This is a genomic window from Planktothrix rubescens CCAP 1459/22 (genome assembly GCA_904830895.1).
Taxonomy (GTDB): Bacteria; Cyanobacteriota; Cyanobacteriia; order Cyanobacteriales; family Microcoleaceae; genus Planktothrix; species Planktothrix agardhii.
The window spans coordinates 2,020,818-2,044,662 of record LR882958.1 but is presented as its reverse complement, the minus strand read 5'-3'; the positions used below and the strand labels follow the sequence as shown (position 1 = coordinate 2,044,662).

The window sequence follows — 23,845 nt, the reverse complement described above, 5'->3', positions numbered from 1 at the left end:
CTATAACCAAAAGCAGGTTAGTGTTTAAAACTTCTTTGTGTCTTTGTGTCTTTGTGGTTAAATCAATCTTTTCTGCTATAATTCCCGGTTATTTATGATTAAAAAATCTCTATCCAAAATCTTGCTATTATTATTCTGTTGGACAATTGTACCATTATTCTTAGTGGAAGTATTAATGATTGTCCTCGAACCCTATTTATCCCAAGGAGCGTATCAATATGATCCCGATTTAGGGTTTAAAATTCGCCCTCATGCCAATGGTAATAATCAATTTGGGTTTAATGATCGAGATTATTCCCTACAAAAAGAACCCGGAAAATATCGAATTTTGATTCTCAGTGATTCCTTTAATTGGGCGGGGGGAAAAGAAGGAAACTATACCGCTTTATTAGAACAGAAATTTGCCCAATATTATCAAAATTCTCAAGTTGAAGTTATTAATGCTGGATACCCCGGAACTCACACCGGAGAACAATTAGCCCTGTTAAAAAAATATGCCCTACAATATCATCCTGATTTGGTTATATTAGGTTTTTTTGTTGGCAATGATTTTATTGATGCTAAACCCAACCGAAAACGGATTATTGTGAATGATATTTATATTGATATTGATAAACGCAAGGAGTTAAAATTATTCGGTTATCCGATTATTAATCAATCTCGTTTGTTACTCTTTATTCAACAAAAATATAAAGTATTTCGAGAAGCCAAAAAAGCTCAAAAACAATCAGTTTTACCCTATCAGGTACAATTTGTGATTAATCAGGCTGAACCGGAAAAGTCCCCTGGTATTTTATCCCTAGAAACCTTTCTAGCGACGGAAAAAACCCGCTTAGACTTTTGTAAACGTCAAGATTTGCAAAAAGGAGTTTGGAATGGTAATATCAACTATATTCTCCAGAGTATTGATGAAATGAATCGGCTATTACAACAGCGAAATACTCAGTTTATTGTGGCGATATATCCCGATGAGTTTCAAGTCAATCCTAATTTATTAAATCAAATTCAGGAAAAAAATGACTTGAATTTATCCAAATATGAGCCAAACTGTATGCAAAATATTTTGATTCCCCATCTGCAATCACAACAAATTACCTATATAGATTTCCGTCCTCGGTTTCACGCTGAACAAAAACAACGCCCCTTATATTTGTTACAAGAACCTCACTGGAATTCAGCCGGAAATCAACTGGCTGCGGAAATATTATTTGAGAAGTTAATTCCCAAAACCAATCAATTTTTTAAACTTTTTCCCCCTTCTTCCAATAAAATTTAAAATGCAAAAAACCCAACTAAAAGCTTTTACTCAAATTCTCGGACAAACTGCATTAATCGCTTTAATTACGTTTGTGATGTCCGAAATTACCCTAAGAATTTATAATAAAATTAATCCTAGTTTTGTTTTTTATGATTCTTCCTATAACCGTTTTCGGGGAAAAGCCAACGCCCCCGACTATGATTTTAAGTTAAATTCCCAAGGTTTTAAAGATTTAGAATTTACCGTAGAAAAACCTGCCCAAACCCACCGAATTTTAGGGATAGGAGATTCCTTTGCTTATGGTATTGTTCCCTATCAATATAATTATTTAACCCTGTTAGAAAAAAAATTAAATAAATCCGGTCAAAAAACCGAAGTAATTAATATGGGTATTCCAGGGCTGGGGCCAAGGGATTATTTATCTATTTTAGTTAATGAAGGATTAAAATTAAATCCAGACCGAATTGTTTTATCCTTCTATATGGGCAATGATTTTTTAGATAATTCTATGACCGCCCACCTGAGAAAACAGGAAAATTCCTATGTTATTGCTCTAATTAAATCTTTAATTAAACTTCAAAGCCATTATCAAGGTACATTCATCAACCCGGTGCTTAAATATGACGATAACCAACCGAGTATTGATAGTGCTAAATATCTGCAAGATACGGTTAGCAAAAGTAATATGTTTGTGCGAAATCCCCCGGATGATATCTTTAAAGGTTTTTTAGAAGATGCGATGCAGGATTTAATTAAAATTAAACAAATTGCCGATTCTCAAAATATCCCCTTAACTATTGTAATTATCCCTGATGAAGTTCAAGTTAATTCACAACTTCAACAGCAAGTAAAAACAGCTTTTGATCCAAATGATCCGAATTTATTAGATTTTGAACTTCCTAACCGAATGTTAACAGAGCGCTTACGACAGGCCAATATTGACTATTTGGATTTATTACCGAGTTTTGTCGCCGCTTCTAAAACAACTCGCCTCTATAAACCCAACGATACCCACTGGAATATCGCCGGAAATAGTTTCGCTGCGGAATTAATTAGTAGACATTTAAAAGCTCTTGCTGATTAAATAGATTTCGCGGATAATGTAGTAGGCTCTTTAGGGCCTCCGTATTTTATTGTTTCAGTCCCCTTGTCTCCATGCACAAGTAAACGTTTCAATTCTTTACAAGAATCCTCCGTTATCCGGTTGTTAGACTGGTGAGGACTCGGATTAGGAAGTGCTAAAGCACAACAACGATGACTGAGTTTTAAAAAACGATACTTCTAATTTTTTCAGCTAAATTATCCGCCCGTTGAGGAATATAAAAATCATGATTTCGGAGAATTTCCCCGACACGGTTAAATGTCTCAATACATAAATTCAACCGTTGTTTATATTCTAAAAAGGTCATATTTTCGATATATTGAAACAACTCCCTAGGATGCTCAAAATCAGAATAGTCTAAAAAACTATTCCGGGGGAAATCCTGATAAATAGTTGCATCTTTTCCCCCATAATAAATCGGTAAACATCCGCCAATAATGGCATCCCAAATTTTTTCTGTACAATAATAGGGGGCAATAGTGTTCTCAAAACACAGATTAAAATGATAATCTTGGAGAATTTCAAACTTGCGAGTTGTCCAGTCTCCATCCCTAGAATTTTCTATAGTAATTCCGATTTCCCAACCATTTCCATAAATATCAACTTTCCCTAATTGATGACCTTCTAAAGCAATTTGATTCCGTAAATTATATAAATCAATACTTTTTCCCTCCCTGACTAAAGTTGTAAATCCAGCCACCGGATTTTTTGACATTAAAGCTGCAATTTTCCGATGTTTAGGTCGTCCAAAATCATCATCGGTGAAGAATTGTAAGGGTTGACTAAACACATTACCCCGCCAAATACAAAGATGATAATTATTAACAAAAACATCTCCGGTATAAATATTCATAATATTAATTTCGACTCCATCAATATTAACTTTAGACTCAAAATTAAGATCAAACCGGGGTTCTTCTGTATATAAAAGGTATTTTTTTTGCTGCTTATATTGACGAGCAAAACTTTCTAAAAGAACAATATATTGAGAAATAATGATATCCGCTTCCGTTTGATCTTCCGTCACCTCAATTCCTTGTTCTTGAAGTCGAGAAAAAACCTGTTTTTGATATCCAGAAGATAAACGATTAAGCATACTATATAACCCGGGGTCAGCTTGAAAAATCTTGATAATTTTCCGATCTGAATTATGACTGATCTCCGAGAAATTAATACTTTGCCATTGAATTAACATTTCTCGCAAATAGTTATGGGGAGGATAGAGAATAGCTCCTTCAAAAGTTAATAATTGATTATAATATTCTAAGGCTTGATAACCTTGACCTAATTTAATATAAGCATAGCCTAAATTTTGGTAACAATCAATTAAATCCGGTTTTAATTCCGTTGCTTTAAGGTAATTTGCGATCGCCTTTTCCCATTGACCATCTTGAAAATAACTATACCCTAAAGCATAGTAAGTCCCGAAATAGTCCGGCTGTAACTCTAAAGCCCTTAAATAATTATTAATCGCCGCTTCCCAGTTTTGCCCTTGATAATATTGCCGACCTAAATTAATATAATATTCAAGGGTAAGTTCCGATACCGATTCATGATTACTATTCATTAAATCAAACTAAAAATAAATAACTAAAAATTCTCTGATCCCGTTGTTGTGCTTTAGCACTTCCGAATCAGAGTGCTAAAGCACAACAACAAACCGTACACCTGAAATCAACAAAAAACAACCCCATATAGGGGTTGCTGATCACCTGAAATCTGGTTAATTTACAATTTAGTGCCACATTCAGGACAGAAATTATTACTGCCCACATTTTTCGCGCCACAATTGCTACAATAAACTAACTCAATGGTTTCTAAATTTGTCCGTTCGGGTAAACCAATCATTTGAGCATTGCTCTTACCTGGGGCGACCATGGGATAACAGTTTTCATCCCGTTTCACCTGCACATCCATTAATACCGGGCCCTCAAATGCCAACATTTCTGCGATCGCATCCTTCAAGTCCTCCCGGCGGGTGACTTGCATCCCCTTAACCCCGTAAGCCTGGGCTAACATCACAAAATCAGGCATTCCCGCCTGCATATTAGAAGAAGAATAGCGCTCGCCATAGAAGGTTTCTTGCCACTGACGCACCATACCTTGCCAACCATTATTGACAATCACGGTTTTAACATTAATTCCATATTCAGCCAGAGTCCCCAACTCCTGAATATTCATCTGAATACTAGCATCGCCAGCCACACAGATCACCTGTTCATTCGGGAGAGCCATTTTTGCCCCCATCGCTGCGGGCATTCCATAGCCCATTGTCCCTAACCCGGCGCTGGAAATCCATCGTCGCGGGCCATTTTTCAGGAATTGAGCCGCCCACATTTGGTGCTGTCCCACATCGGTTGTGAAATAAGCATCAGGAGCCATTTTCCCCAAAGTATCGATCACCTCTTGGGGAGAAAGAGAATCTTGATAAATCGGCACAACCAGGGGATAATCTTCCCGCCAGCGTTGAATGCGTTGTAACCATTCGGCCGTTAGACTGGTTTCCGCTCCCCCCGTGCACGGGGGATTGGGGGGGGGTTCGACCGTTTCCTGACATCGGCGCAATAAATCCACTAACACCTGTCTAACATCCCCAACAATGGGAACTTCCGGAGCGCGATTTTTCCCAACTTCGGCCGGATCAATATCAATATGGATCACCTTGGCACGGGAGGCAAATTCATCTAATTTCCCCGTCACCCGGTCATCAAAACGGGCGCCCACGGCAATTAATAAATCGCATTCCGTCACCGCAAAATTAGCATAAGCAGTGCCGTGCATTCCCAACATTCCCACCGATAGGGGATGGGTTTCACTAAACACTCCCTTACCCATCAGGGTTGTGGTCACGGGGAGATTAAATAGTTCGGCTAATTCTTGGATTTCTCGATGGGCTCCAGCAGCAATCGCCCCGCCTCCAACATAGAGCAACGGTTTTTCAGCTTGCCGAATTAATTTAATGGCTTGATTAATTTGGCGACTATTTCCCTTGACCGTTGGCCGATATCCGGGTAGGGTGACTTCCCCAGGATTAACGGGAACATAATCAAATTCTTCTAAACCTACATCTTTAGGAATATCAACTAATACCGGGCCAGGACGTCCACTACTGGCAATATGGAAAGCCTCGGCGATAATTCGAGCCATCTCCTTCGGGTCACGCACCACATAGGAGTGTTTGACAATTGGCAGGGTGATCCCATAAATATCCGTTTCTTGGAAGGCATCCGTCCCAATGGACGATCGGGGAACCTGTCCGGTAATCACCACCATCGGAATCGAGTCCATTTGGGCTGTGGCAATCCCCGTAACTAAGTTAGTGGCTCCGGGGCCAGAAGTCCCAAAACAGACCCCTACATGGCCCGTTGCCCGGGCATAACCATCGGCGGCATGGGCGGCTCCTTGTTCATGACGCACCAGGATATGTTTTAAATCCCCCGCGGCTTCAAAGCGGTAGAGTTCATCATAAATGGGCAAAATCGCCCCACCGGGATATCCGAAAATGTGTTTGACGCCATGGCGCTTCAAACTATCCATCAGTGCGTAAGCACCCGTTGCTCGTTTTGCAGCTATTTTAGTTTTTAGTTGCACAGTAATTCCTCGAACTGTGTTTAAGTTGACTGGGGGTAGGTTTTTCAATTAGTGTATTGACACTAAAATTTGATTTTGATTAACCCGCCCGTAGATAGTTTTTTTATTTTAAAAGTTACCAAGCTCTCAGGCCTGAGAGACTGCCACTTTTAACAAGACTTTACAATATCAGTGAAGTTGTTAAGGATGTTGGGATTTTTCAGGGAGATCAGATAGATTTTCGATGAAGTCTGTCTATCGATTCTTAAACCATTATCCTAACTTTCCAAAGTATGGTAAGATCTCTGATGGATTTGGGGCTGGTTCGGTGGCTTTTGTCTTGTTCTCTAGTCTGATTAGATCACATTGAGATCAAGATGTTAGGCTAAGTCAACCCTAATTCCATTTAGGTGATAAATTGTAGCATATTTTACAAATAATTGTCTCTTAGCGGTGATATCAACAGATAGAATGCTAAGTGACGACTACAAGAAATATTTAACTTGAGGAGTGAGGATTTTGAAGAAGATAGAAGCAATTATTCGGCCTTTTAAGCTTGATGAGGTTAAAATCGCCCTGGTCAATGCGGGTATTGTGGGGATGACGGTTTCTGAAGTTAGAGGGTTCGGACGTCAGAAGGGTCAAACAGAACGTTACCGGGGTTCTGAGTACACCGTGGAGTTCCTGCAAAAACTTAAAGTCGAAATTGTTGTCGAAGATAGTCAGGTTGATATGGTCTTGGAGAAAGTTATTTCTGCTGCCCGTACAGGGGAAATCGGTGACGGTAAGATATTTATATCTCCAGTGGAACAAATTATCCGAATTCGGACTGGAGAGAAAAATTTAGAGGCAATTTAAGTTTTTTTGCCATCAGGGATACGGCATTGTCGTATCCCCATCCGCTTGCAGTTTAAAACAAGGTCTGAAGTTGCGGTAAAATCCCTTGGAAGGCTTGACCCCGGTGGGAGATTTTATGTTTCAATTCCGCAGACATTTGGGCAAAGGTCATGTTAACTTCGGGAACGTAAAAAATCGGATCGTAACCAAAACCTCCGATTCCAGTTGGTTCATTTGTGATTGTTCCTTGACAAATTCCCTGATATTCTAAAGCAATGGAACCATCGGGACGGGCGATCGCTACTGCACAAATAAATTCAGCATTCCGGTTAGGGTGATCTCCAAGTTCCTTGAGCAGCCGCACAATACATTCAGCTTCCGTAGGAGCATAACGGGCTGAATAGAGTCCGGGTTCTCCATTTAAGACTTCTACAGCCAATCCTGAATCATCGGCGATCGCCCATTCCCCCGTCGCTAAGGCAACTTGGGACGCTTTTAAAGCCGCATTTTCAACAAAAGTTTTTCCGGTTTCTTCTATTTCTAAATCTTGAGGTTTAAGCTGCAATTCAATCTCTAAATCCTCCAAATAAGCCTGCATTTCCTTGAGTTTACCTGGATTTCCGGTTGCAACAATTAATATTTTTTCGGTCATATTCAAGTGCTAATAATTAACGAGGAAGGGCAAGGACACCTCACCCTGATCCATACTAAAACTGATTTGCCCAATCCTTTGCCCAGGCCAGGGTTTCTTGAACCCTATCCATGTCGGGAGCTTCACAATAAAGACGGAGAACCGGTTCTGTCCCACTAAAGCGAATTAATAACCAGCGACTATCTGCGAGGCGGTATTTGTAGCCATCAACGGTCAAACAATCAACCACAGCCTGTCCCGCAATTTCTTGTAGGGGGTGAGTTTTAAGTTGTTCAACTAGACGCGATCGCACATCCATACTAGCTAAGGGTAAATCAATCCGATCATAGGCTGAATCAAAGCCCGTTTGCGCCTGTAACCGTTGATAGGTTTGGGTCGGATCTTCCCCAGACTGTACCATCGCTTCTAAGACATACAGCGCCGATAACAGCGCATCCCGTTCAGGAATATGGGTTCCATAGCCGACTCCTCCCGATTCTTCGCCCCCGACTAAAACTTCAGTAGCCAACATTCGATCAGCAATATATTTATAACCGATCGCCGTTTCATACAGCGATAAATTAAATAATTTAGCAATTCGAGGAATTAAATCAGAACCACTGACGGTTTTAACAATTTCTCCCGTAAATCCGCGACGAGTAGATAAATGTTCAATTAATACTGGAATCAAAATTTGAGAACTGAGAAAATTACCATTTTGATCCACTGCGGCAATGCGATCGCTATCCCCATCAAACACAAATCCAATGGCTAAACCCCCGTTAGTAGAGCGATGGGATTCTAATTGTTCAAACAATTTAGGAATATAACGAGGTAAAGGTTCCGGCGCCGTTCCGCCAAAATACGGATCACGATCGGGATTAATTTCGTGAATATTATCTCCCAATAATTGGGTTAATCCTCCGGTCGCCGCCCCGTGCATCACATCAGCAAAAACCGTTAATTTTCCTTGATTTATTGCCTCCTTAATTGCCCCAATATCCACCTTAGAACGTAAAGTTTCACAATAACTTGGCCAAGGATTAAAGCGTTCTAAGGTTCCGGGTAGGGTTTCAAAGGTTGGGGGTTGCTCTAATAACGCCTCAATTTGTTGGGTAATTTCTGGCCCCACTGACCCACCAAAAGCCCCTTTGACTTTTAAACCCAAATATTTACCGGGGTTATGACTAGCCGTTAACACAATCGCCCCTAAAGCCTTTTGTTGATAGGCGATTAAGGAGAAAGCCGGAGTGGGGGCATAAGTTTCACTCAGTTTCACATCAAAGCCCGCCGCTTGGATGGCTTCGGCCGCACATTGGGCAAATTCCTCAGCTAAAAAACGTCGATCATGGCCAACAATAATCGTCCGGCTTCCGGTTGTTTCTCCATAGGTTTGATAGAGAATCTGAGCCGCAATGGGGGCGACTAAAGCCACTCGTTCAAAGGTAAAGTCCGCAGCAATCACACCGCGCCAGCCATCGGTTCCAAACTTAATCGGTTGAGTCATGATCAATTTTTTAGTTAGTGAACTAAGAAAGGAGAAACGAGCGCAAATACTTGTTGATCAACAGAAAACAGTAATCTGTGAAATCCTCTTAATCCGTATAATCCGTGTTAAAAAAACGAAGGTTGGTGGCGAATCAAATTTAGGAATTCTTCACGGGTTTTCTGTTCATCTTGGAATACACCGACCATGGCACTAGTCACTGTCCAAGACCCGGGTTTTTGCACCCCTCGCATTGCCATACACATATGGGTGGCTTCCATGACAATGGCGACTCCTTGAGGTTCCAATACGCTTTGAACCGCTTCGGCAATTTGGCGAGTTAGACGTTCTTGAACTTGTAAACGACGGCTGTACATTTCCACAATTCGAGCCAGTTTGCTTAAACCAATTACTTTTTGATTGGGAATATAGGCAACGTGCGCCCGACCCATGAAAGGTAACATATGGTGTTCGCACATACTGAAAAAAGTGATATCGCGTACCAGCACCATTTCTTCATGGCCTTCATCAAAAATAGCCCCATTCACCAAATCTTCCAGGGATTGACTGTAACCACTGGTGAGAAAGCGCATGGCTTCAGCTACCCGTTTTGGTGTTTTGAGCAATCCTTCCCGTTCGGGGTCTTCACCGACACCTAAAAGCATGGTGCGAACCGCCCCCATCATTTCCTCATCACTCACCTCTGTGCAGAGTTGGGAGGGAGTGCTTTGACTATAGGATAAAGTTCGATCCGGTCTAATCGAAAATCCAGTAGTGTCCTCATTTTTGACGCCATTGGTGTTTGTGGAGATAGTCATGGTGTATCTTGAATCAAGGTTTAAAAACAACAAAGTTAAACTGTTTTAAAATCGATATTGAACACGATTTAAAACGTACCAACGCTTGGCATCAGGGTTAATTCTTCAATAACCGCAGAGGTGGGTAATAATGCCACATAGAGAATTGACTCAGCCACAATCTCCGGTGTCAGCATTGCGGAGCGATCAAAGTCAGCTTTAACGGTTTCGCTATCCCAGATGGGAGTATTCACAGAACCCGGACAGAGGGCCGTTACCCGAATTCCATTGGCCCGTTCCTCTATGTTCAGGGTTTTGGAGAGAGCCATCAAACCAAATTTACTTACGCAGTAAGCCCCCCAGTTGGGAAAAACCTTTAGACCAGCAATGGAAACAACATTAATAATGGTTCCACTTCCTTGATCCCGCATCCCTGGTAGAACACCTTTTATACACTGGAATACGCTGGTTAAGTTTAAGTCGATCACCTTTTGCCAATCGGCTAGGGAGGTTTCGATTAAGTGTCCGGTATATCCCATCCCGGCATTATTGACGAGGATATTAACGGGGCCAAAAGCAGCCACGATACTATCGATTTGGGTATGAACTTGTTCGACTTTTGCTAAGTCTAGGGGGAAGGCTTTCGCCTCCACACCCAGATTGCGGGCTTCTTTGGCTACAGACTCTAAGCGATCCTTTTGGCGACTGACCAATGCAATATCAATCCCGGCTTTGGCAAAGGCTATGGCTGTTGCCCGACCGATGCCACTACTGGCTCCTGTGATCAAGGCTCTTTTTTGCACGAGGCTCATTCATGTACCTGTTAAGTTTTCGACCATGCCAGCGAGCGAGGACGCCCGCAATACAAACTAATGTTACAAATCTATAAACTGCTGAATCTGAGAAATATGTAAAGATTTGTTACTGCCATCAGTATATCATCAAAAGCATTAAGGATTTAGGATTCTCGGTGAATCCTTCTCAACTTCAAGGAACTCAACAAAGAACTCAACTTTTTTTTCCCGCCAGGTTTTGAAGATTAACGGCAACTTGGTTGATTTGTTGAACGCTACCACGGGTTTCCCTAATTCCTAAGACGCTTTGTTGAGTCCCCTGGTTGATCTGGTTCATGGCGGTGACGAGTTGTTCCACTGCTGTTGCTTGTTGTTGAGAAGTTAAGGCAATTTCTTGATTAATCATCATTACATGATTAATTCCATTAAACAACCTTTCCAGAGCCATAGCGGTTTGTTGGGATAATTCAATCCCATCTATGGCATTTTGTTTGCCCGATGCGGTCACAGAAACAGTTGTTTGCAGGGATTTTTGAGTTTCGGTAATTAAATGATTAATTTGAGTCGCAGAATTTTTACTTTGGTCAGCTAATTTGCGAATTTCTCCGGCGACGACGGCAAATCCTTTCCCATATTCTCCGGCTCTCACCGCTTCAATAGAAGCATTCAACGCTAACATATTAGTTTGATTAGCTAAATCGGTAACTAAGTTAGTAACTATACTAATTTGATTCATTTGCTCATCTAAACCCGTCATCTTATTAGAAATTTGTTCTACTGTAGATTGCAAGGCAGAAATTCCGGCTAAAGTTCTTTGAACCAGTTTTTTATTTTCTTCAGAAATATCAGCGACTTCAATAGCATTATTAGCCGCGAGTTTTGCCTTTTCCGCCGACTGGCGAGAAGATGACCCTAATTCATCAATAGTCGTTGTAGTTTCATTCACCGCCGCCGCTTGTTGAGCAGTAATTCGTTCTTGTTCTTCGATAGTGGTGGCAATTTGACTAGAAGAATTAGCAATCTGATTAATACTATTTAGAATCGGGTTAATAATCCCTCGGCTCAAAAATTTTCCTAATATCAAAGCCAAGGTAGGACAAACAATAATTGCTACTATCATCAAAAAACTAATGGTTTTAACATCATTAATAGCCTCTTGTTTAGTTAATTCACCCAATTTATTATTTATTTCTAAAACTGGTAAAAGAGATTGCTCTGACAGGTAATATCTTTTACGGTTTTCTTGATCAATTTTATCTAGTTCTAGCCTTAATTTTAAGGCTGCTTCTATTTTGTCGAGTTCAGCACGATCAACGTTTTTTTGATCTTTTAAAAGCAGTAAACTGTTCCAAGGGTTAGTTATGCCTAATTGATGATATTTGGCTTCTAACGCTAAATAATCTTGGTGGGACTGACGCCATTGCTCCCAATCAATTAAAAACTGTTCATAGCTGTTTTTTTCGGCTTCGGTTTGTTCGGTTTTTTCGTATTCTTCAAATCCCTGCTTAATTTGTGACCACGCCTTTTCAATGCGATTTAATTCTTTTGATCGTTCTTCTTCTGTTAATAAAGGATTGATTAATAACCGTTCCGCCGATTGAAGTTGGGTTTGTCCTTCATTAATTCTATTTAAACCCCGAATACTGGGAATTACAGTATAACCCAAGGTTTCAATCTGCCTATTCAGACGGGACACTCCATAGAAACCCAGAAGAACAATACCAAATACCAGGGCAAAAAATGAACCACTAATTTTAACTTCTAAAGGGATTTTATTGGCCATATTTTCAAATGTTTGGGTTCTCTGCTTATTCTTCCCTGGTATTATCCATCGTTTAAACCTTAGCTTCTGCAAAAACTCCAATATTTCTAAATTTCTGATAGCGCATTTCTTGACGCTGCTGGGCTGTTAAAGCCAGAAGTTCCCCTAAAGATTGAATTAAAGCCTTTTTCAGTAGTTCTGCTGCTTTTAAAGGGTTGCTATGGGCGCCTCCATCGGGTTCGGGCACAACTTGATCAATAATGCCTAATTGTTTGAGGTCTTTGGAGGTAATTTTCAAGGCCTGGGCTGCTTGAGGCGCTTGACCCGCATCTTTCCACAAAATCGCGGCGCAGGCTTCGGGGGTAGCTACAGTATAAACCGAATATTCTAACATCAGCAGTTTTTCACCCACACCTATGCCTAATGCACCACCGGAACCGCCCTCACCAATAACAGTACAGATAATTGGAACCTCTAAATCAAACATTTCTCGGAGGTTATAGGCGATCGCTTCTCCTTGGCCTAATTTTTCGGCGTCCACTCCCGCCCAAGCCCCAGGAGTATCAATAAATGTCAGAATTGGCATCCCAAAGCGGTTAGCGTGTTCCATCAGGCGCATCGCTTTCCGATAACCACCGGGGGCGGCCATCCCAAAATTACGGGCGACGTTATCTTTGGTATCCCGTCCTTTCTGATGACCGAGGATAACCACAGGTTGTCCCCCTAAACGAGCTACACCTCCCACCAACGCGGGATCGTCATAACCCCGGCGATCGCCATGGAGTTCCATCCATTCATCGGTCATGGCTTGAATATAATCTAGGGTACTGGGGCGACGGGGATGGCGAGCCAGTTGTAGCCGTTGTAAGGGAGATAAACCACTGAAAATTTCTTGTCGCAATTGGCTGGCGCGGGCTTCGAGTTGTAGGATTTCCTCGGACACATCCACACCATTTTCATTCGCTAACTGACGAATTTGATCAATTCGGCTTTCTAGCTCAACTAGAGGCTTTTCAAAGTCAAGGAGAATTGGTTTTCGATTAGAATTAGCCACACTCAAAATTACTGTTACACAGGGTGAATATTATTTTTATTATTTTACCTGAAAATGAGGGATGTTTGACCCCAGAAACTCAAAAACACCTTAACAAGCAATGTCAATGACACTTTTGCACAGCTTTGAGTAAGTTAAATCACTTATGATGTTGAGCCTCGACATCAAGGCAAGAAAAATAGCTGATTAAATAATAGAAATCTACTTTTTGTTGATAATAGGATTATTTAAACGATCTAAAAATAATCGAGATTTCTTTGCTAACTTACTTGCAATATATTTTGCTTCCTTTCCGTGTGTTTCAGGATTAGGAACATTAATAATACTTACATGGTCAGGTTTATCCTGAATCGCATCAGTTTTCCATTCCCTTATTCAGAGAATTGGTCTTAGGGAACAGGGAATAGGCTGCACCGTCAAGCGCGATTACTATATTTAATTTCTTGACAGTTTATAGCGATAAGTGGCTTTAACTAATTATGACTAACTTCACTCAGGATCTGAATTTTATCACCATATTTTCAGCAAAAGTCAAGTTAATTTTATAAATCTATACAATTTCCCCAACTATTTTTACATTTCTTGATGATTTTTTGATAGATATTGGTTTTATAATCGGCTATATTGCTTAAATACATGGTCAAATTCTGAATAACTATGGACTGCCACAAATGTTCCAACCAATGTTCTAGTCATTCTCCGCGTTTTTTTGACAAATTCTTGAGATATTTTCTCAAGAAGCAACCGGAAACCGTGATTGAGCCCCACAAAATCCCTAGAATTGCCCTGGTGGGAATGCCGAATGTTGGCAAAAGCGTAGTTTTTAACGGGTTAACGGGGACGTATGTTACCGTGTCCAACTACCCTGGGACAACGGTAGAAATCTCCAGGGGGGAAATGAAAATCGGTAATACTCCGATTGCGGTTGTTGATACCCCAGGAATGTACTCTCTGATTCCGATTACCGAAGAAGAAAAAGTCTCCAGAGATTTATTAATGGGCGAATGGTTTGATTTAGTTATTCATGTTGTGGATGCTAAAAATTTAAGTCGAATGTTACCTCTAACATTTCAACTCATAGAAACAGGTTTACCCGTTTTACTAGCTATTAATATGATGGATGAAGCCAGACAATTAGGGTTAGCCATTCAAACGGAAGATTTAGAAACTAAATTAGGCATTCCCATTGTCACAATGGCAGCCGCTTTAAACCAAGGATTACGCCTGTTAAAAGAAAGGATTATAAACCATGTTGAGTCCAGTAATTTATCCGCAACCAATCGAGAACGCCATTTCCAAAATCGAGTCTCTATTCTCTGAAGATTCTCTCCCGAATTGGGTGGATAATTATGCAATTTCTCGTCGCAGTTTAGCATTACTCCTGTTGCAAAAAGATCCCAATCTTTGGCAATTACTTCAACAGGATCAAACCCGATCTCAAGAAGTAGAAATTATTCTGAAAACCACCCAAAATCAATTAGAAGAATCCCTTTGTGCGGCTATTGCCCAGACTCGTCATCAACAGGCTAGAAACCTGGAAAAGTTGGTGCTGACTGAGCCAGATCAGGAAAAAACTTTATTCACAGAAAAACTGCATCAAATCACTGTTAATCCCCTAACCGGATTTCCCATATTAATGATTATTCTATATTATGGGGTGTATAAATTTGTCGGAGAATTTGGGGCTGGAACTTTAGTTGATTTAATTGAAACTTTCTTTGAACAACAGATTAATCCGGTTGTTAATCAGGTGACAGCTTTCATTTTTCCTTGGCAACCTTTACAGGATTTAATTGCCAATGACTATGGGATTATTACCTTGGGAATTCGTTATGCAACTGCTATTGTTTTACCCATTGTTGCCACCTTCTTTTTAATGTTTTCTATCTTAGAAGATAGTGGTTACTTACCCAGATTGTCCTTAATGTTAGATCGGGTATTCAAATCTATTGGATTATCGGGAAGGTCTGTAATTCCGATTGTTTTAGGGTTTGGTTGTGATACGATGGCAACGATGGTAACCCGAACTTTAGAGACCCGTAGGGAAAGATTAATTGCGGTTTTTTTACTCTCTTTAGCGATTCCTTGTGCGGCACAATGGGGGGTAATTGTCGGGTTATTATCGCAAAAACCAACAGCATTAATCGTTTGGGCTGTATTTTTAATCTTTATTTTCTTGGGAATGGGATTTCTAACCTCAAAAATTATCCCCGGAAAACCGGCGGGATTTTATATGGAAATTCCACCTTTAAGACTTCCTAAATTCAGGAATATTTTGATTAAAACCTGGGTGCGAATGACATGGTATTTTTATGAAATTTTACCTCTGTTTATTTGGGCATCGGTGTTTATTTGGTTAGGAAAATTAACGGGTTTATTTGATATTCTCATTCGAGGTTTAGAACCAATTAGTTTAAGTTTAGGACTTCCCAAGGAAGCGGCTCCTATTTTCTTATATGGGTTTTTCCGACGAGATTATGGGGCTGCGGGGCTATTTGATATGCAGCAACAGGGGATTTTTAATGGCAATCAGTTGTTTATTGCGGCGATTGTTTTGACTTTATTTTTACCTTGTATTGCCCAATTACAAATGATGTTTAAAGAGCAAGGAAAGCTGATAACAATATTAATGACTTCTTTTATCTTTCCCTTTGCCTTCTTAGTTGGTTACTGTACAAATTTAGCTTTAAATAGTTTAGGAGTTAGTTTCTAAAATGATGTCATTATCATCGGTAAAAACTGGGGAAAAAGGAATAGTTTCTGGCTTAAAAACTATTGATCCTAGCCTAATTAATAAATTAATGGCTCTGGGAATTATGCCTGGAATTGAGATTCAATTAGAGCAGAAATTTCCTTCCTATATTATTAAAATCGGTAGGACTCGTGCCACCCTAGATCAAGAAACAGCAGGACAGATTTATATTGAGTAGAGATATTCTGCTTAATCCCAATTCCCCCTGTTCCCTGTTCTCGTTCGACAAGCTCACGACGCGGCTTGTTCCCTGTTCCCTTCTAGGCTTGAGTTTATAATTTTTGGTCTTGAATAATAAACTCTAACAAGCCCTCACAGGAATCTAATAATAAATCAATCACTTGATTAAATCCTTCCGTCCCTCCATAATAGGGATCGGGAACTTCTTTGAGGGTATGATGGCGACAAAACTCACACATCAACTTAACTTTATGGCGATATTTTCCTAAAGAATCAAGATGGAGAATATTTTCATAATTTTCTTGATCCATTGCTAAAATTAAATCAAATTTTTCAAAATCATCTCGCTGAAATTGACGACCTTTTCCCGTCATTTTAATTCCCCTTTGGTTAGCAGTTTGAGTCATGCGTCGGTCGGGGGAACTGCCAATATGATAACTCGATGTTCCCGCAGAATCACAAACAATCTGAGTATTCAAATTTGCCTGGTCAATTAAATGATTCATAATATTTTCCGCGGCCGGAGAACGGCAAATATTACCGAGACACACAAATAATAATTTATAAGGCATAAGTGAAGAATTAAGCTAAAAACTCAAGACCCCAAATTAGGGATCTGACCAATAATTTGTTCTATGTTTAACCAAAAAAACACAGCCAGCGAGGACGCTGGCAGTGCCTTGTTTGAGGTTTATGGGTTATCTAACCTAACCCGGGTAAATTCAAACCCCCGGTCAGTTCTTCCATCCGTTCGCGCATGGTTGCAGTGGAGTTACCATAAGCTTCCCGCATGGCAACCAAAACCAGATCAGAGATCACCTCAGCGCCCTCGCCTAAAACATCCGGTGAAATCTCCACCCGACGGGGTTCTTGGTTTCCACTCAGGTATACCTTAACTAAGCCGCCCCCAGCTTCCCCTAGAATTTCTAACTGATCTAGGTCTTCTTGGAGCTTTTTCGCTCCTTCTTGAACTTGCTGCGCCTTTTTAAAAGCCTCAGCCAGTTCCTTCATTTTGCCCAGACCAAAACCAAATCCTGGTTTTTCTTTTTCTTGTGTCATAGTTTGTTTATCGAGCGCTGAAAACGCTTTGTATAGTCAAGTTGACGCCATATAAGTAAGCTATAGTAGCATTTTTTGGCGGATTAACTGCGTTTTGGGGTAAGAGATTGTCCCTACCCCGATCCCCGTGGGGAATCAAAACCCCGGGAAATCACCCATAATTTTAACTTCGGGTTCCAATAAAAACGACCAGCGCCGTTCAACCTGTTCTTGAACATGACGAATTAACGAAAAAATATCACCGGCCGTTGCACCGCCACAATTAAGAATAAAATTAGCATGGCGTTCAGCTACCTGAGCTTGACCGATGCTGTAACCTTTTAAACCCGCCTGTTCAATCAGCCACCCCGCCGTTTTCAGACCCGGGTTACGGAATACACTGCCACAACTGGGTAGATGATAGGGTTGGCTATTGCGACGTTGATTAAAATGGGCAGTTGTATCCGCAAGAACCTGTTGGGGATCATGACCTGGTTCTAACTGGAAAGTCGCCTGAGTCACAAAGCGATCGCCCCCTTGCAAAATTGAGGTGCGATAGCGATAGGCTAAATCTTCCGGGGTTAAAATCTGTAATTCCCCGGACTTGGATAGAACATGGGTATGGACTAAAATTTCTGCGGTGCAGGATCGGTGAGCGCCAGCATTCATGACCACCGCCCCCCCCATGGTTCCGGGGATGCCTACGGCCCATTCCAGTCCCCGCCATCCCAAGCGAGCGGCTTTCCAGGCTAAACGGGGAAGGGAAGTTCCCGCCCCGGCGGTCAGTAACCCTGTTTCTGAATCAAAGTCAACATAACGTAGATGACGAGTTGCAATCACTAATCCTGATAACCCTTGGTCACTAATTAATAAATTTGATCCCGCCCCCAAGAGGGTGATCGGTAATCCTTGAGTATCGGCCCATAAGAGGGCTTCTTGAAGTTGTTCTACTCCTTTAGGTGCGACATACCACTCGGCTGGCCCTCCGACCCGAAAGGAGGTGAAGGTGGTTAAAGGAACTAAAGATTGAATCAAACAGTCCGTTTCAGGTAGGGCTATGGAGCGTGGCTGAGAGTAGTTGGTTTGACTGGGGGAGTCATAAGAGAGTGTCATGACCATATCAAAATGAATACCTTAGAACTTGGATATAAATCACCGATTGCATATAGATCAGTCTGTCAATCGGGAGAAGCACCCTGCCTCAGTCCCCTTAGTATCAGGGAGAGGTTTGATAAAATGCCATCACCTCGGGAATAATTTTATTGAGGTTACCGGCACCGAGAAATATAGCTAAATCTCCGGGCTGTAGGAGTTGAGCCAAACAGCCCTTAACGTCATTCATAGAGGGCTGATACAATATTTGAGGGTGGTAATGACCAATCAAGTCTGCGACTTTCTGGCCATCAATGTCCCAGCTATTCGGTTCTCCGGCACTATAAATTTCGGTCAGAATTACCACATCGGCATCGGTAAAACACTGAGCGAAGTCTTGAAGAAAGGCATGAGTTCGACTATACCGATGGGGTTGAAAAATAGCAACAATACGTTGAAGGTGGGGTTGGGTATTTAAGATACTATCTTGCATCCGCAGGCGAGCAGCGGCGAGGGTGGCGCGGATTTCACTGGGATGATGGGCATAGTCATCTACAAACAGGATGTCATTAAAACACCCTCTATGCTCAAAACGACGTTTTGCCCCTTCAAAATCTGCTAATGCCTTGGCTATGATGGAAAACTCTAGGCCTAACTGCCGTCCTACGGCGATCGCAGCTAAGGCATTACTGAGATTATGTTGCCCGAGCAACTTTAACTCTAACTTACCAAGGAAATTGCCTCGCTCCCATACTGGGGCTAAGATCCCATTGGCACGATATTCAACATCCTTAACGATATAATCGGCACCGGAGTCAGGATTTAAACTGTAGGTAATACTGGGTTGGATTTGCTCCCGTACAGTTTCGCAATCAATACAGCCTACTAAGGTTTGACAGTTGTTCTCAAAGACTTTGAAGGTGTTGATCACCTGTTCTAAGCTTTCATAGTGATCGGGGTGATCTAACTCAATATTGGTGATTACACCAATTTGGGCTTTAATTTTGACCAGGGAACCATCGGATTCGTCGGCTTCCGCCACCATGTAGGGCCCCTGACCCATGCGGGCATTCCCCTCCCAGGCATTCACTTCTCCCCCAATTAAAATGGTGGGATCAAGACCCGCCACCAGCAAGATCATGGCAATCATGCTACTGGTAGTGGTTTTGCCATGGGTTCCAGCCACAGCAATACTTTGATACTCTTGAATTAAGGCCGCTAGTAAATCGGAACGATGAAAAATCGGACAACCTAACTCCTGGGCGGCTTGATATTCCAAATTTCCAGAACTAATGGCGGTCGAACAAATGACTTGAGGTAATTTTGGGGAGTTTTGTCCTTTCCCCTTCAAACTTTCGACTTTTACCCCAGCTAGGGCAGTTTTTACGCCGTTTTGAGCGACGGATAATTCCAGTTCCACCCCAATCGGTTGTTTATTCCCCCGCTCCTGGGGTTGTTTAACATACTCAAAATTGCTTGCCTGTTGATGGCAAAAAATTTCGGCGCCTAAATCTTGTAGGCGTTGAGTAATATGGCTACGTTGAATATCCGAGCCATAAATAGGTAGCTTTCGCTTCGCTAGGATATAGGCTAGGGCTGACATTCCAATCCCGCCGATCCCGATAAAGTGAAAAGGCCTGCCACTGAAATCTACAGAAATTGGCATCAATTACTCCTCATCACACCACACCACACCACACCAATAACACGCGATATCATATCAAGAATTGTTTTTTACCGATACTCCCTAGCAAACATTTTTCAGATGGCATTTTGCACTAATATTTTTAGATTTTAGGCAAATTGAGTCTGATCGGTAGTTGTATAGTTCTGAAAACCCTAGACAAATATCTCAGGTCTTACTTAGCCACTAACCGCACTGGATGAACTACAACACCCTCTATCCCGTTACTAAAAGTGTTCAGGACTGCTCTTCTAATACCATATACACCTAAGTTTGTAAATCACCGGATTTTCTCTGAATCGATCAAGGGATTCAGGAGACGGAGCGGTGAACCCTAAACCTAGCACTGTTGAATCTAGTTTTAATCCCGACAAAAAAGGTCGGGTATTGTTGACGACATTTTTGAGGTTGTGATACCTTAATTTCAACATCGCAGTATCAGATTCACAGTGGAGGACAGGTCATGACTCAGGCAACAACCAACAACTTAGCACTCACAGGCGCTACCTTTGACAAATTAAAATGTAAAGAGTGTGGGGAAGAATACGCCCCCGAAGCCAAGCACGTTTGTGAAGTCTGTTTTGGCCCATTAGAAGTCCAGTACAACTATGACCTGCTCCGCCAAACCGTAACTCGCGCTACGATTGAAGCTGGCCCTAACTCGATTTGGCGTTATCGGAAGTTCCTGCCTGTGGCCACTGAGAATGTGATTGATGTGGGTACGGGAATGACTCCCCTGATTAAGTCGGAACGGTTGGCCCGTCGCCTGGGTTTAAAAAATCTGTATATTAAAAACGATGCTGTGAATATGCCCACTCTGAGCTTCAAAGATCGGGTGGTGTCCGTTGCCTTGAGTCGCGCTAGAGAATTAGGATTTTCGACGGTTTCCTGTGCTAGTACCGGAAATTTGGCCAACTCCACGGCCGCCATTGCTGCCAGAGCAGGTCTGGACTGCTGCGTGTTCATCCCGGCAGATTTAGAAGCGGGTAAAATCCTGGGGACTTTAATCTACAACCCGATTTTAATGGCCGTTAAAGGTAATTACGATCAAGTCAACCGCCTCTGTTCAGAAGTGGCTAATACCCACGGCTGGGGATTTGTGAATATTAACCTACGTCCCTACTATTCCGAAGGTTCAAAAACCTTGGGCTATGAAGTCATCGAACAACTGGGCTGGAAATTACCCGACCATATTGTTGCTCCCATTGCCTCCGGTTCCCTATTCACTAAAATTCATAAAGGTTTCCGAGAATTTGTTGAAGTCGGTTTAGTTGATGACAAACCCGTGCGTTTCAGTGGAGCCCAGGCGGAAGGTTGTTCTCCCGTTGCTACGGCGTTTAAAGAAGGACGGGATTTTATTACTCCAGTTAAACCTAATACTATTGCTAAATCCATTGCTATTGGCAACCCCGCCGATGGAATTTATGCTGTTGAATTAGCGAACAAAACTAACGGAAATATTGAATCTGTCAATGATGACGAAGTGATTCAAGGAATGAAATTATTAGCTGAAACCGAAGGTATTTTTACAGAAACTGCCGGAGGAACAACTATTGCCGTCTTGAAAAAATTGGTAGAAGCGGGTAAAATTGATCCTGAAGAAACTACCGTTGTTTATATTACTGGAAATGGCTTAAAAACTCAAGAAGCCATCCAAGGTTATGTCGGTGAACCCTTAACTATTGAACCGAAATTAGAAAGTTTTGAACGGGCAATTGAACGCGCTCGTACTTTAGATCGTTTGGAATGGCAACAAGTGTTAGTTTAGGTTTAAAATAGTCTAAAACGTTTCTGCTCAACCCCAACTGTTAATTTATTGTCCTGTTGAACCTATGACCGTTAAAGTTTTAATTCCCACACCCCTGCAAAAATTTACGAAAAATCAAGCAAAGGTTGAGTGTGCAGGTTCTAGCATTTCTGAATTGATTGAAGATTTAGAAGCAAGTTTTCCCGGTATTAAAAAAAGTCTCTGTGATGAGAAAGGAAAACCACGGAAATTCTTGAATTTCTATGTGAATAGCGAAGATATTCGTTTCTTAGAAGGAACTGAAACCAAACTAGAATCTGGGGATGAGGTGAGTATTGTTCCGGCGGTTGCTGGTGGTTGATTCAGTAATTGGATTTGATTATATTTACCGAAAAACCCCTATTTTCAGCCCTGAAGGGCTTACTACAGAGGTTTTTGACCAGGAATTCCAATAGCGCGGGGATATTGTTTAGCCGTGGGTCTGACTTTTTTTAAATATAAACAATGGCGAATACTTTGGGTTAAAGGAGTGGTAAACCCATCCACAGATTCTAGCACTCCCCCTAATTGTTTAACCGCCGAGATTAACTGTTGTTCTTCTTCCGGTGTCCAATGACCCCGATAGAGAATTGCCGTCCCTCCCACCTTTAATAAGGGTAGTGCATATTCAGCACTCACCGAGGGCGGTGCAACGGCCCTTAATAGGGCAAAATCGTAGGATTCTCGATGTTTTGGATGTTGACCAAGAGCTTCCGCCCGACCCACCCAAGGAATAGTATTATTGATCTTTAATTCTTCTAAAATAGTAGTTAATGCCGTAATTTTTTTCCGAGTTGAGTCTAAAAGGGTGACGGAAGACTCAGGAAAAATTACTGCCAACGGGATGCCAGGAAAACCCCCACCTGTCCCAATATCAATAAATTTTGTCCCTGGGGAGAGGAGATTTTTTTCTGATAATAAAAAGGAAATTCCTCGGAGAGAATCCCATAAATGTTTTTCCCAAAATTCTTGGGGTTCAGTGATGCGAGTTAAGTTAAGTTGTTGATTAAATTGAATAATTAACTCAAATAATTGTTGAAATAAAACCTGTTGTTCGGGAGTTGGTTGCCAATTTAAGGTTTCTTGCCAAACGGCGTTCATATCAGGTAATTGGGGAGCGGAAATTTGATTCATAATTCAATTCACTAAAAATTAAACGGGAGGAAAAGCGGCAATTTTGTGTTTTTCTTCGATTGCCATGGCATTAATATCTAGGGCGGTTAAATGACCCTGTTTTAATGACCAACAACGGTCAGCCAAACTAAATAATTCTCTGGCATCATGGGTAACAACTAATAACGTCCAATGTTTTTTTAATTTACCTAATAAATTAATTAATTGTTGTCGCATTGACCAGTCTAACCCGGCGGTGGGTTCATCTAACATTAAAATATGGGGTTGACGAATTAATTGTACCGCTAAGGCCAGACGTCTTTGCTGTCCGCCACTGAGGGAATGGGGCGCGACCTGTAAAGATAAATGGCCCAATCCCACTTCCTCTAAGGCTTTATCAACCTGTTCTGCGTCGATTTCGGGATGACCCAGGCGCAATTCCTCTAAAATTGTACCCCCGCAAAAATGTCGTTCTGGAAATTGAAACACTAAACCCACCAGTTGTTGTAGGTGTTCTGGGGTCAATTCTTGCTCCCGCCAGCGAATATTTCCCTGGGTTTTTGTGGCTAAACCCGATAGAATCTCTAGTAGTGTGCTTTTCCCCGATCCACTAGGCCCAATAATCAGTCCCATTTGCTGTGGCGCCAATTCTAAGTTAACTTGGGTTAAAATCGAGTGGTCACTAGCGGCGGGATGATAAACTAAGTTTTTGATATAAAGCATCAGAAAAATATAGCAGGGAACACCGGAACAGCCCCCCCAAACCCCCCGTGCACGGGGGGGGAGGGAATACCGGAACAGCCCCCCAAACCCCCCGTGCACGGGGGGCTAGGGGGGGAGGGAACAGGGGTAAAGACTTCAATCATTGATAGTCCAACCCAAAAACGAGGCAAAAGCAATGGTCAAATC

At 41.6% G+C, this 23,845-nt stretch carries 22 protein-coding genes; 8 read left to right on the top strand and 14 right to left on the bottom strand.

All coding sequences use genetic code 11. The features are described from left to right. Positions 1-94 precede the first annotated feature (94 nt). Together NMG86_RS09580 and NMG86_RS09575 are read left to right on the top strand one after the other, a co-directional pair. On the top strand, positions 95-1,276 hold the full coding sequence (locus NMG86_RS09580; RefSeq protein ID WP_026797521.1) for an SGNH/GDSL hydrolase family protein: 1,182 nt from the start codon (positions 95-97) through the stop codon (positions 1,274-1,276). A 1-nt stretch (position 1,277) separates the two neighbouring features. Beyond that, positions 1,278-2,342: an SGNH/GDSL hydrolase family protein gene (locus NMG86_RS09575; RefSeq protein WP_043938739.1), complete on the top strand. Its 1,065-nt coding sequence runs from the start codon at positions 1,278-1,280 to the stop codon at positions 2,340-2,342. A gap of 181 nt (positions 2,343-2,523) precedes the next feature. On the opposite strand, the gene NMG86_RS09570 is transcribed toward NMG86_RS09575, so the two are convergent. Both NMG86_RS09570 and ilvB read right to left on the bottom strand, forming a co-directional pair. Next, on the bottom strand, positions 2,524-3,927 hold the full coding sequence (locus NMG86_RS09570; protein WP_052338683.1) for a tetratricopeptide repeat protein: 1,404 nt from the start codon (positions 3,925-3,927) through the stop codon (positions 2,524-2,526). Positions 3,928-4,088: 161 nt separating this feature from the next. After that, on the bottom strand, positions 4,089-5,951 hold the full coding sequence (gene ilvB / locus NMG86_RS09565) for a biosynthetic-type acetolactate synthase large subunit (protein ID WP_026787161.1): 1,863 nt from the start codon (positions 5,949-5,951) through the stop codon (positions 4,089-4,091). Positions 5,952-6,449: 498 nt separating this feature from the next. Between ilvB and NMG86_RS09560 the strand changes: the two genes are divergently transcribed. Beyond that, entirely contained in the window at positions 6,450-6,788 is a 339-nt protein-coding gene (locus tag NMG86_RS09560; RefSeq protein ID WP_026787162.1) for a P-II family nitrogen regulator, read from the top strand. A 52-nt stretch (positions 6,789-6,840) separates the two neighbouring features. On the opposite strand, the gene rdgB is transcribed toward NMG86_RS09560, so the two are convergent. The 6 genes from rdgB to accA form a co-directional block, all read right to left on the bottom strand. Further along, complete coding sequence (gene rdgB / locus NMG86_RS09555) at positions 6,841-7,419, bottom strand: RdgB/HAM1 family non-canonical purine NTP pyrophosphatase (RefSeq protein WP_026797519.1); 579 nt, start codon at positions 7,417-7,419, stop codon at positions 6,841-6,843. 55 nt (positions 7,420-7,474) lie between these two features. Beyond that, positions 7,475-8,905, bottom strand: coding sequence for a phosphoglucomutase/phosphomannomutase family protein (locus NMG86_RS09550; RefSeq protein ID WP_026787164.1), 1,431 nt, complete (start codon positions 8,903-8,905; stop codon positions 7,475-7,477). Between the two features lie 107 nt (positions 8,906-9,012). Continuing rightward, positions 9,013-9,702 (bottom strand): GTP cyclohydrolase I FolE, encoded by a 690-nt coding sequence (folE, locus tag NMG86_RS09545; protein ID WP_026787165.1) that lies wholly within the window; start codon positions 9,700-9,702, stop codon positions 9,013-9,015. Between the two features lie 68 nt (positions 9,703-9,770). Continuing rightward, complete coding sequence (locus NMG86_RS09540; protein WP_026793679.1) at positions 9,771-10,493, bottom strand: SDR family oxidoreductase; 723 nt, start codon at positions 10,491-10,493, stop codon at positions 9,771-9,773. A gap of 196 nt (positions 10,494-10,689) precedes the next feature. Further along, complete coding sequence (locus NMG86_RS09535; RefSeq protein WP_043938741.1) at positions 10,690-12,258, bottom strand: HAMP domain-containing methyl-accepting chemotaxis protein; 1,569 nt, start codon at positions 12,256-12,258, stop codon at positions 10,690-10,692. 52 nt (positions 12,259-12,310) lie between these two features. Next, on the bottom strand, positions 12,311-13,291 hold the full coding sequence (gene accA / locus NMG86_RS09530; protein ID WP_026797518.1) for an acetyl-CoA carboxylase carboxyl transferase subunit alpha: 981 nt from the start codon (positions 13,289-13,291) through the stop codon (positions 12,311-12,313). A 753-nt stretch (positions 13,292-14,044) separates the two neighbouring features. Here accA and NMG86_RS09525 point away from each other — a divergent pair. The 3 genes from NMG86_RS09525 to NMG86_RS09515 are packed head-to-tail and all read left to right on the top strand — an operon-like array spanning position 14,045 to position 16,221. Then, positions 14,045-14,611: a FeoB small GTPase domain-containing protein gene (locus NMG86_RS09525; protein ID WP_233422998.1), complete on the top strand. Its 567-nt coding sequence runs from the start codon at positions 14,045-14,047 to the stop codon at positions 14,609-14,611. Beyond that, positions 14,541-16,004 carry a ferrous iron transporter B gene (locus NMG86_RS09520; RefSeq protein WP_026787171.1) on the top strand — a complete coding sequence of 488 codons (1,464 nt, stop codon included), beginning with the start codon at positions 14,541-14,543 and terminating at the stop codon, positions 16,002-16,004. Before NMG86_RS09525 ends, NMG86_RS09520 begins: the two co-directional genes overlap by 71 nt. 1 nt (position 16,005) lies before the next feature. Next, positions 16,006-16,221, top strand: a complete 216-nt coding sequence (locus NMG86_RS09515; RefSeq protein WP_026787172.1) for a FeoA family protein — start codon at positions 16,006-16,008, stop codon at positions 16,219-16,221. Positions 16,222-16,315: 94 nt separating this feature from the next. On the opposite strand, the gene NMG86_RS09510 is transcribed toward NMG86_RS09515, so the two are convergent. From NMG86_RS09510 to murC, 4 genes are all read right to left on the bottom strand, one after another. Beyond that, complete coding sequence (locus NMG86_RS09510; RefSeq protein ID WP_026797517.1) at positions 16,316-16,795, bottom strand: low molecular weight protein-tyrosine-phosphatase; 480 nt, start codon at positions 16,793-16,795, stop codon at positions 16,316-16,318. A 130-nt stretch (positions 16,796-16,925) separates the two neighbouring features. After that, positions 16,926-17,282, bottom strand: a complete 357-nt coding sequence (locus tag NMG86_RS09505) for a YbaB/EbfC family nucleoid-associated protein (RefSeq protein WP_026797516.1) — start codon at positions 17,280-17,282, stop codon at positions 16,926-16,928. A gap of 135 nt (positions 17,283-17,417) precedes the next feature. Continuing rightward, entirely contained in the window at positions 17,418-18,380 is a 963-nt protein-coding gene (gene murB, locus NMG86_RS09500) for a UDP-N-acetylmuramate dehydrogenase (RefSeq protein WP_026793673.1), read from the bottom strand. Between the two features lie 97 nt (positions 18,381-18,477). After that, entirely contained in the window at positions 18,478-20,019 is a 1,542-nt protein-coding gene (murC, locus tag NMG86_RS09495; protein ID WP_026797515.1) for a UDP-N-acetylmuramate--L-alanine ligase, read from the bottom strand. Positions 20,020-20,500: 481 nt separating this feature from the next. Here murC and thrC point away from each other — a divergent pair, with 481 nt between their 5' ends. Further along, the gene (gene thrC / locus NMG86_RS09490; RefSeq protein WP_026787177.1) at positions 20,501-21,805 is read left to right on the top strand and encodes a threonine synthase; all 1,305 of its coding nucleotides are present in this window, start codon (positions 20,501-20,503) and stop codon (positions 21,803-21,805) included. 64 nt (positions 21,806-21,869) lie between these two features. Continuing rightward, positions 21,870-22,145 carry a MoaD/ThiS family protein gene (locus NMG86_RS09485; RefSeq protein WP_026787178.1) on the top strand — a complete coding sequence of 92 codons (276 nt, stop codon included), beginning with the start codon at positions 21,870-21,872 and terminating at the stop codon, positions 22,143-22,145. A 62-nt stretch (positions 22,146-22,207) separates the two neighbouring features. On the opposite strand, the gene rsmG is transcribed toward NMG86_RS09485, so the two are convergent. Next, positions 22,208-22,957, bottom strand: coding sequence for a 16S rRNA (guanine(527)-N(7))-methyltransferase RsmG (gene rsmG / locus NMG86_RS09480; protein ID WP_026797514.1), 750 nt, complete (start codon positions 22,955-22,957; stop codon positions 22,208-22,210). 18 nt (positions 22,958-22,975) lie between these two features. Then, on the bottom strand, positions 22,976-23,659 hold the full coding sequence (locus NMG86_RS09475; protein WP_026797513.1) for an ABC transporter ATP-binding protein: 684 nt from the start codon (positions 23,657-23,659) through the stop codon (positions 22,976-22,978). Positions 23,660-23,845 lie beyond the last annotated feature (186 nt).

Bases quoted from the DNA above. Each gene is read 5' to 3' on its own strand.
- NMG86_RS09505 (WP_026797516.1), bottom strand. From the start codon at position 17,282: ATGACACAAGAAAAAGAAAAACCAGGATTTGGTTTTGGTCTGGGCAAA.
- NMG86_RS09580 (WP_026797521.1), top strand. From the start codon at position 95: ATGATTAAAAAATCTCTATCCAAAATCTTGCTATTATTATTCTGTTGG.
- NMG86_RS09475 (WP_026797513.1), bottom strand. From the start codon at position 23,659: ATGCTTTATATCAAAAACTTAGTTTATCATCCCGCCGCTAGTGACCAC.
- NMG86_RS09570 (WP_052338683.1), bottom strand. From the start codon at position 3,927: ATGAATAGTAATCATGAATCGGTATCGGAACTTACCCTTGAATATTAT.
- rsmG (WP_026797514.1), bottom strand. From the start codon at position 22,957: ATGAATCAAATTTCCGCTCCCCAATTACCTGATATGAACGCCGTTTGG.
- NMG86_RS09535 (WP_043938741.1), bottom strand. From the start codon at position 12,258: ATGGCCAATAAAATCCCTTTAGAAGTTAAAATTAGTGGTTCATTTTTT.
- NMG86_RS09485 (WP_026787178.1), top strand. From the start codon at position 21,870: ATGACCGTTAAAGTTTTAATTCCCACACCCCTGCAAAAATTTACGAAA.
- NMG86_RS09520 (WP_026787171.1), top strand. From the start codon at position 14,541: ATGTTGAGTCCAGTAATTTATCCGCAACCAATCGAGAACGCCATTTCC.
- NMG86_RS09510 (WP_026797517.1), bottom strand. From the start codon at position 16,795: ATGCCTTATAAATTATTATTTGTGTGTCTCGGTAATATTTGCCGTTCT.
- NMG86_RS09575 (WP_043938739.1), top strand. From the start codon at position 1,278: ATGCAAAAAACCCAACTAAAAGCTTTTACTCAAATTCTCGGACAAACT.
- NMG86_RS09550 (WP_026787164.1), bottom strand. From the start codon at position 8,905: ATGACTCAACCGATTAAGTTTGGAACCGATGGCTGGCGCGGTGTGATT.
- folE (WP_026787165.1), bottom strand. From the start codon at position 9,702: ATGACTATCTCCACAAACACCAATGGCGTCAAAAATGAGGACACTACT.
- murB (WP_026793673.1), bottom strand. From the start codon at position 18,380: ATGGTCATGACACTCTCTTATGACTCCCCCAGTCAAACCAACTACTCT.
- NMG86_RS09515 (WP_026787172.1), top strand. From the start codon at position 16,006: ATGATGTCATTATCATCGGTAAAAACTGGGGAAAAAGGAATAGTTTCT.
- rdgB (WP_026797519.1), bottom strand. From the start codon at position 7,419: ATGACCGAAAAAATATTAATTGTTGCAACCGGAAATCCAGGTAAACTC.
- NMG86_RS09540 (WP_026793679.1), bottom strand. From the start codon at position 10,493: ATGAGCCTCGTGCAAAAAAGAGCCTTGATCACAGGAGCCAGTAGTGGC.
- murC (WP_026797515.1), bottom strand. From the start codon at position 20,019: ATGCCAATTTCTGTAGATTTCAGTGGCAGGCCTTTTCACTTTATCGGG.
- thrC (WP_026787177.1), top strand. From the start codon at position 20,501: ATGACTCAGGCAACAACCAACAACTTAGCACTCACAGGCGCTACCTTT.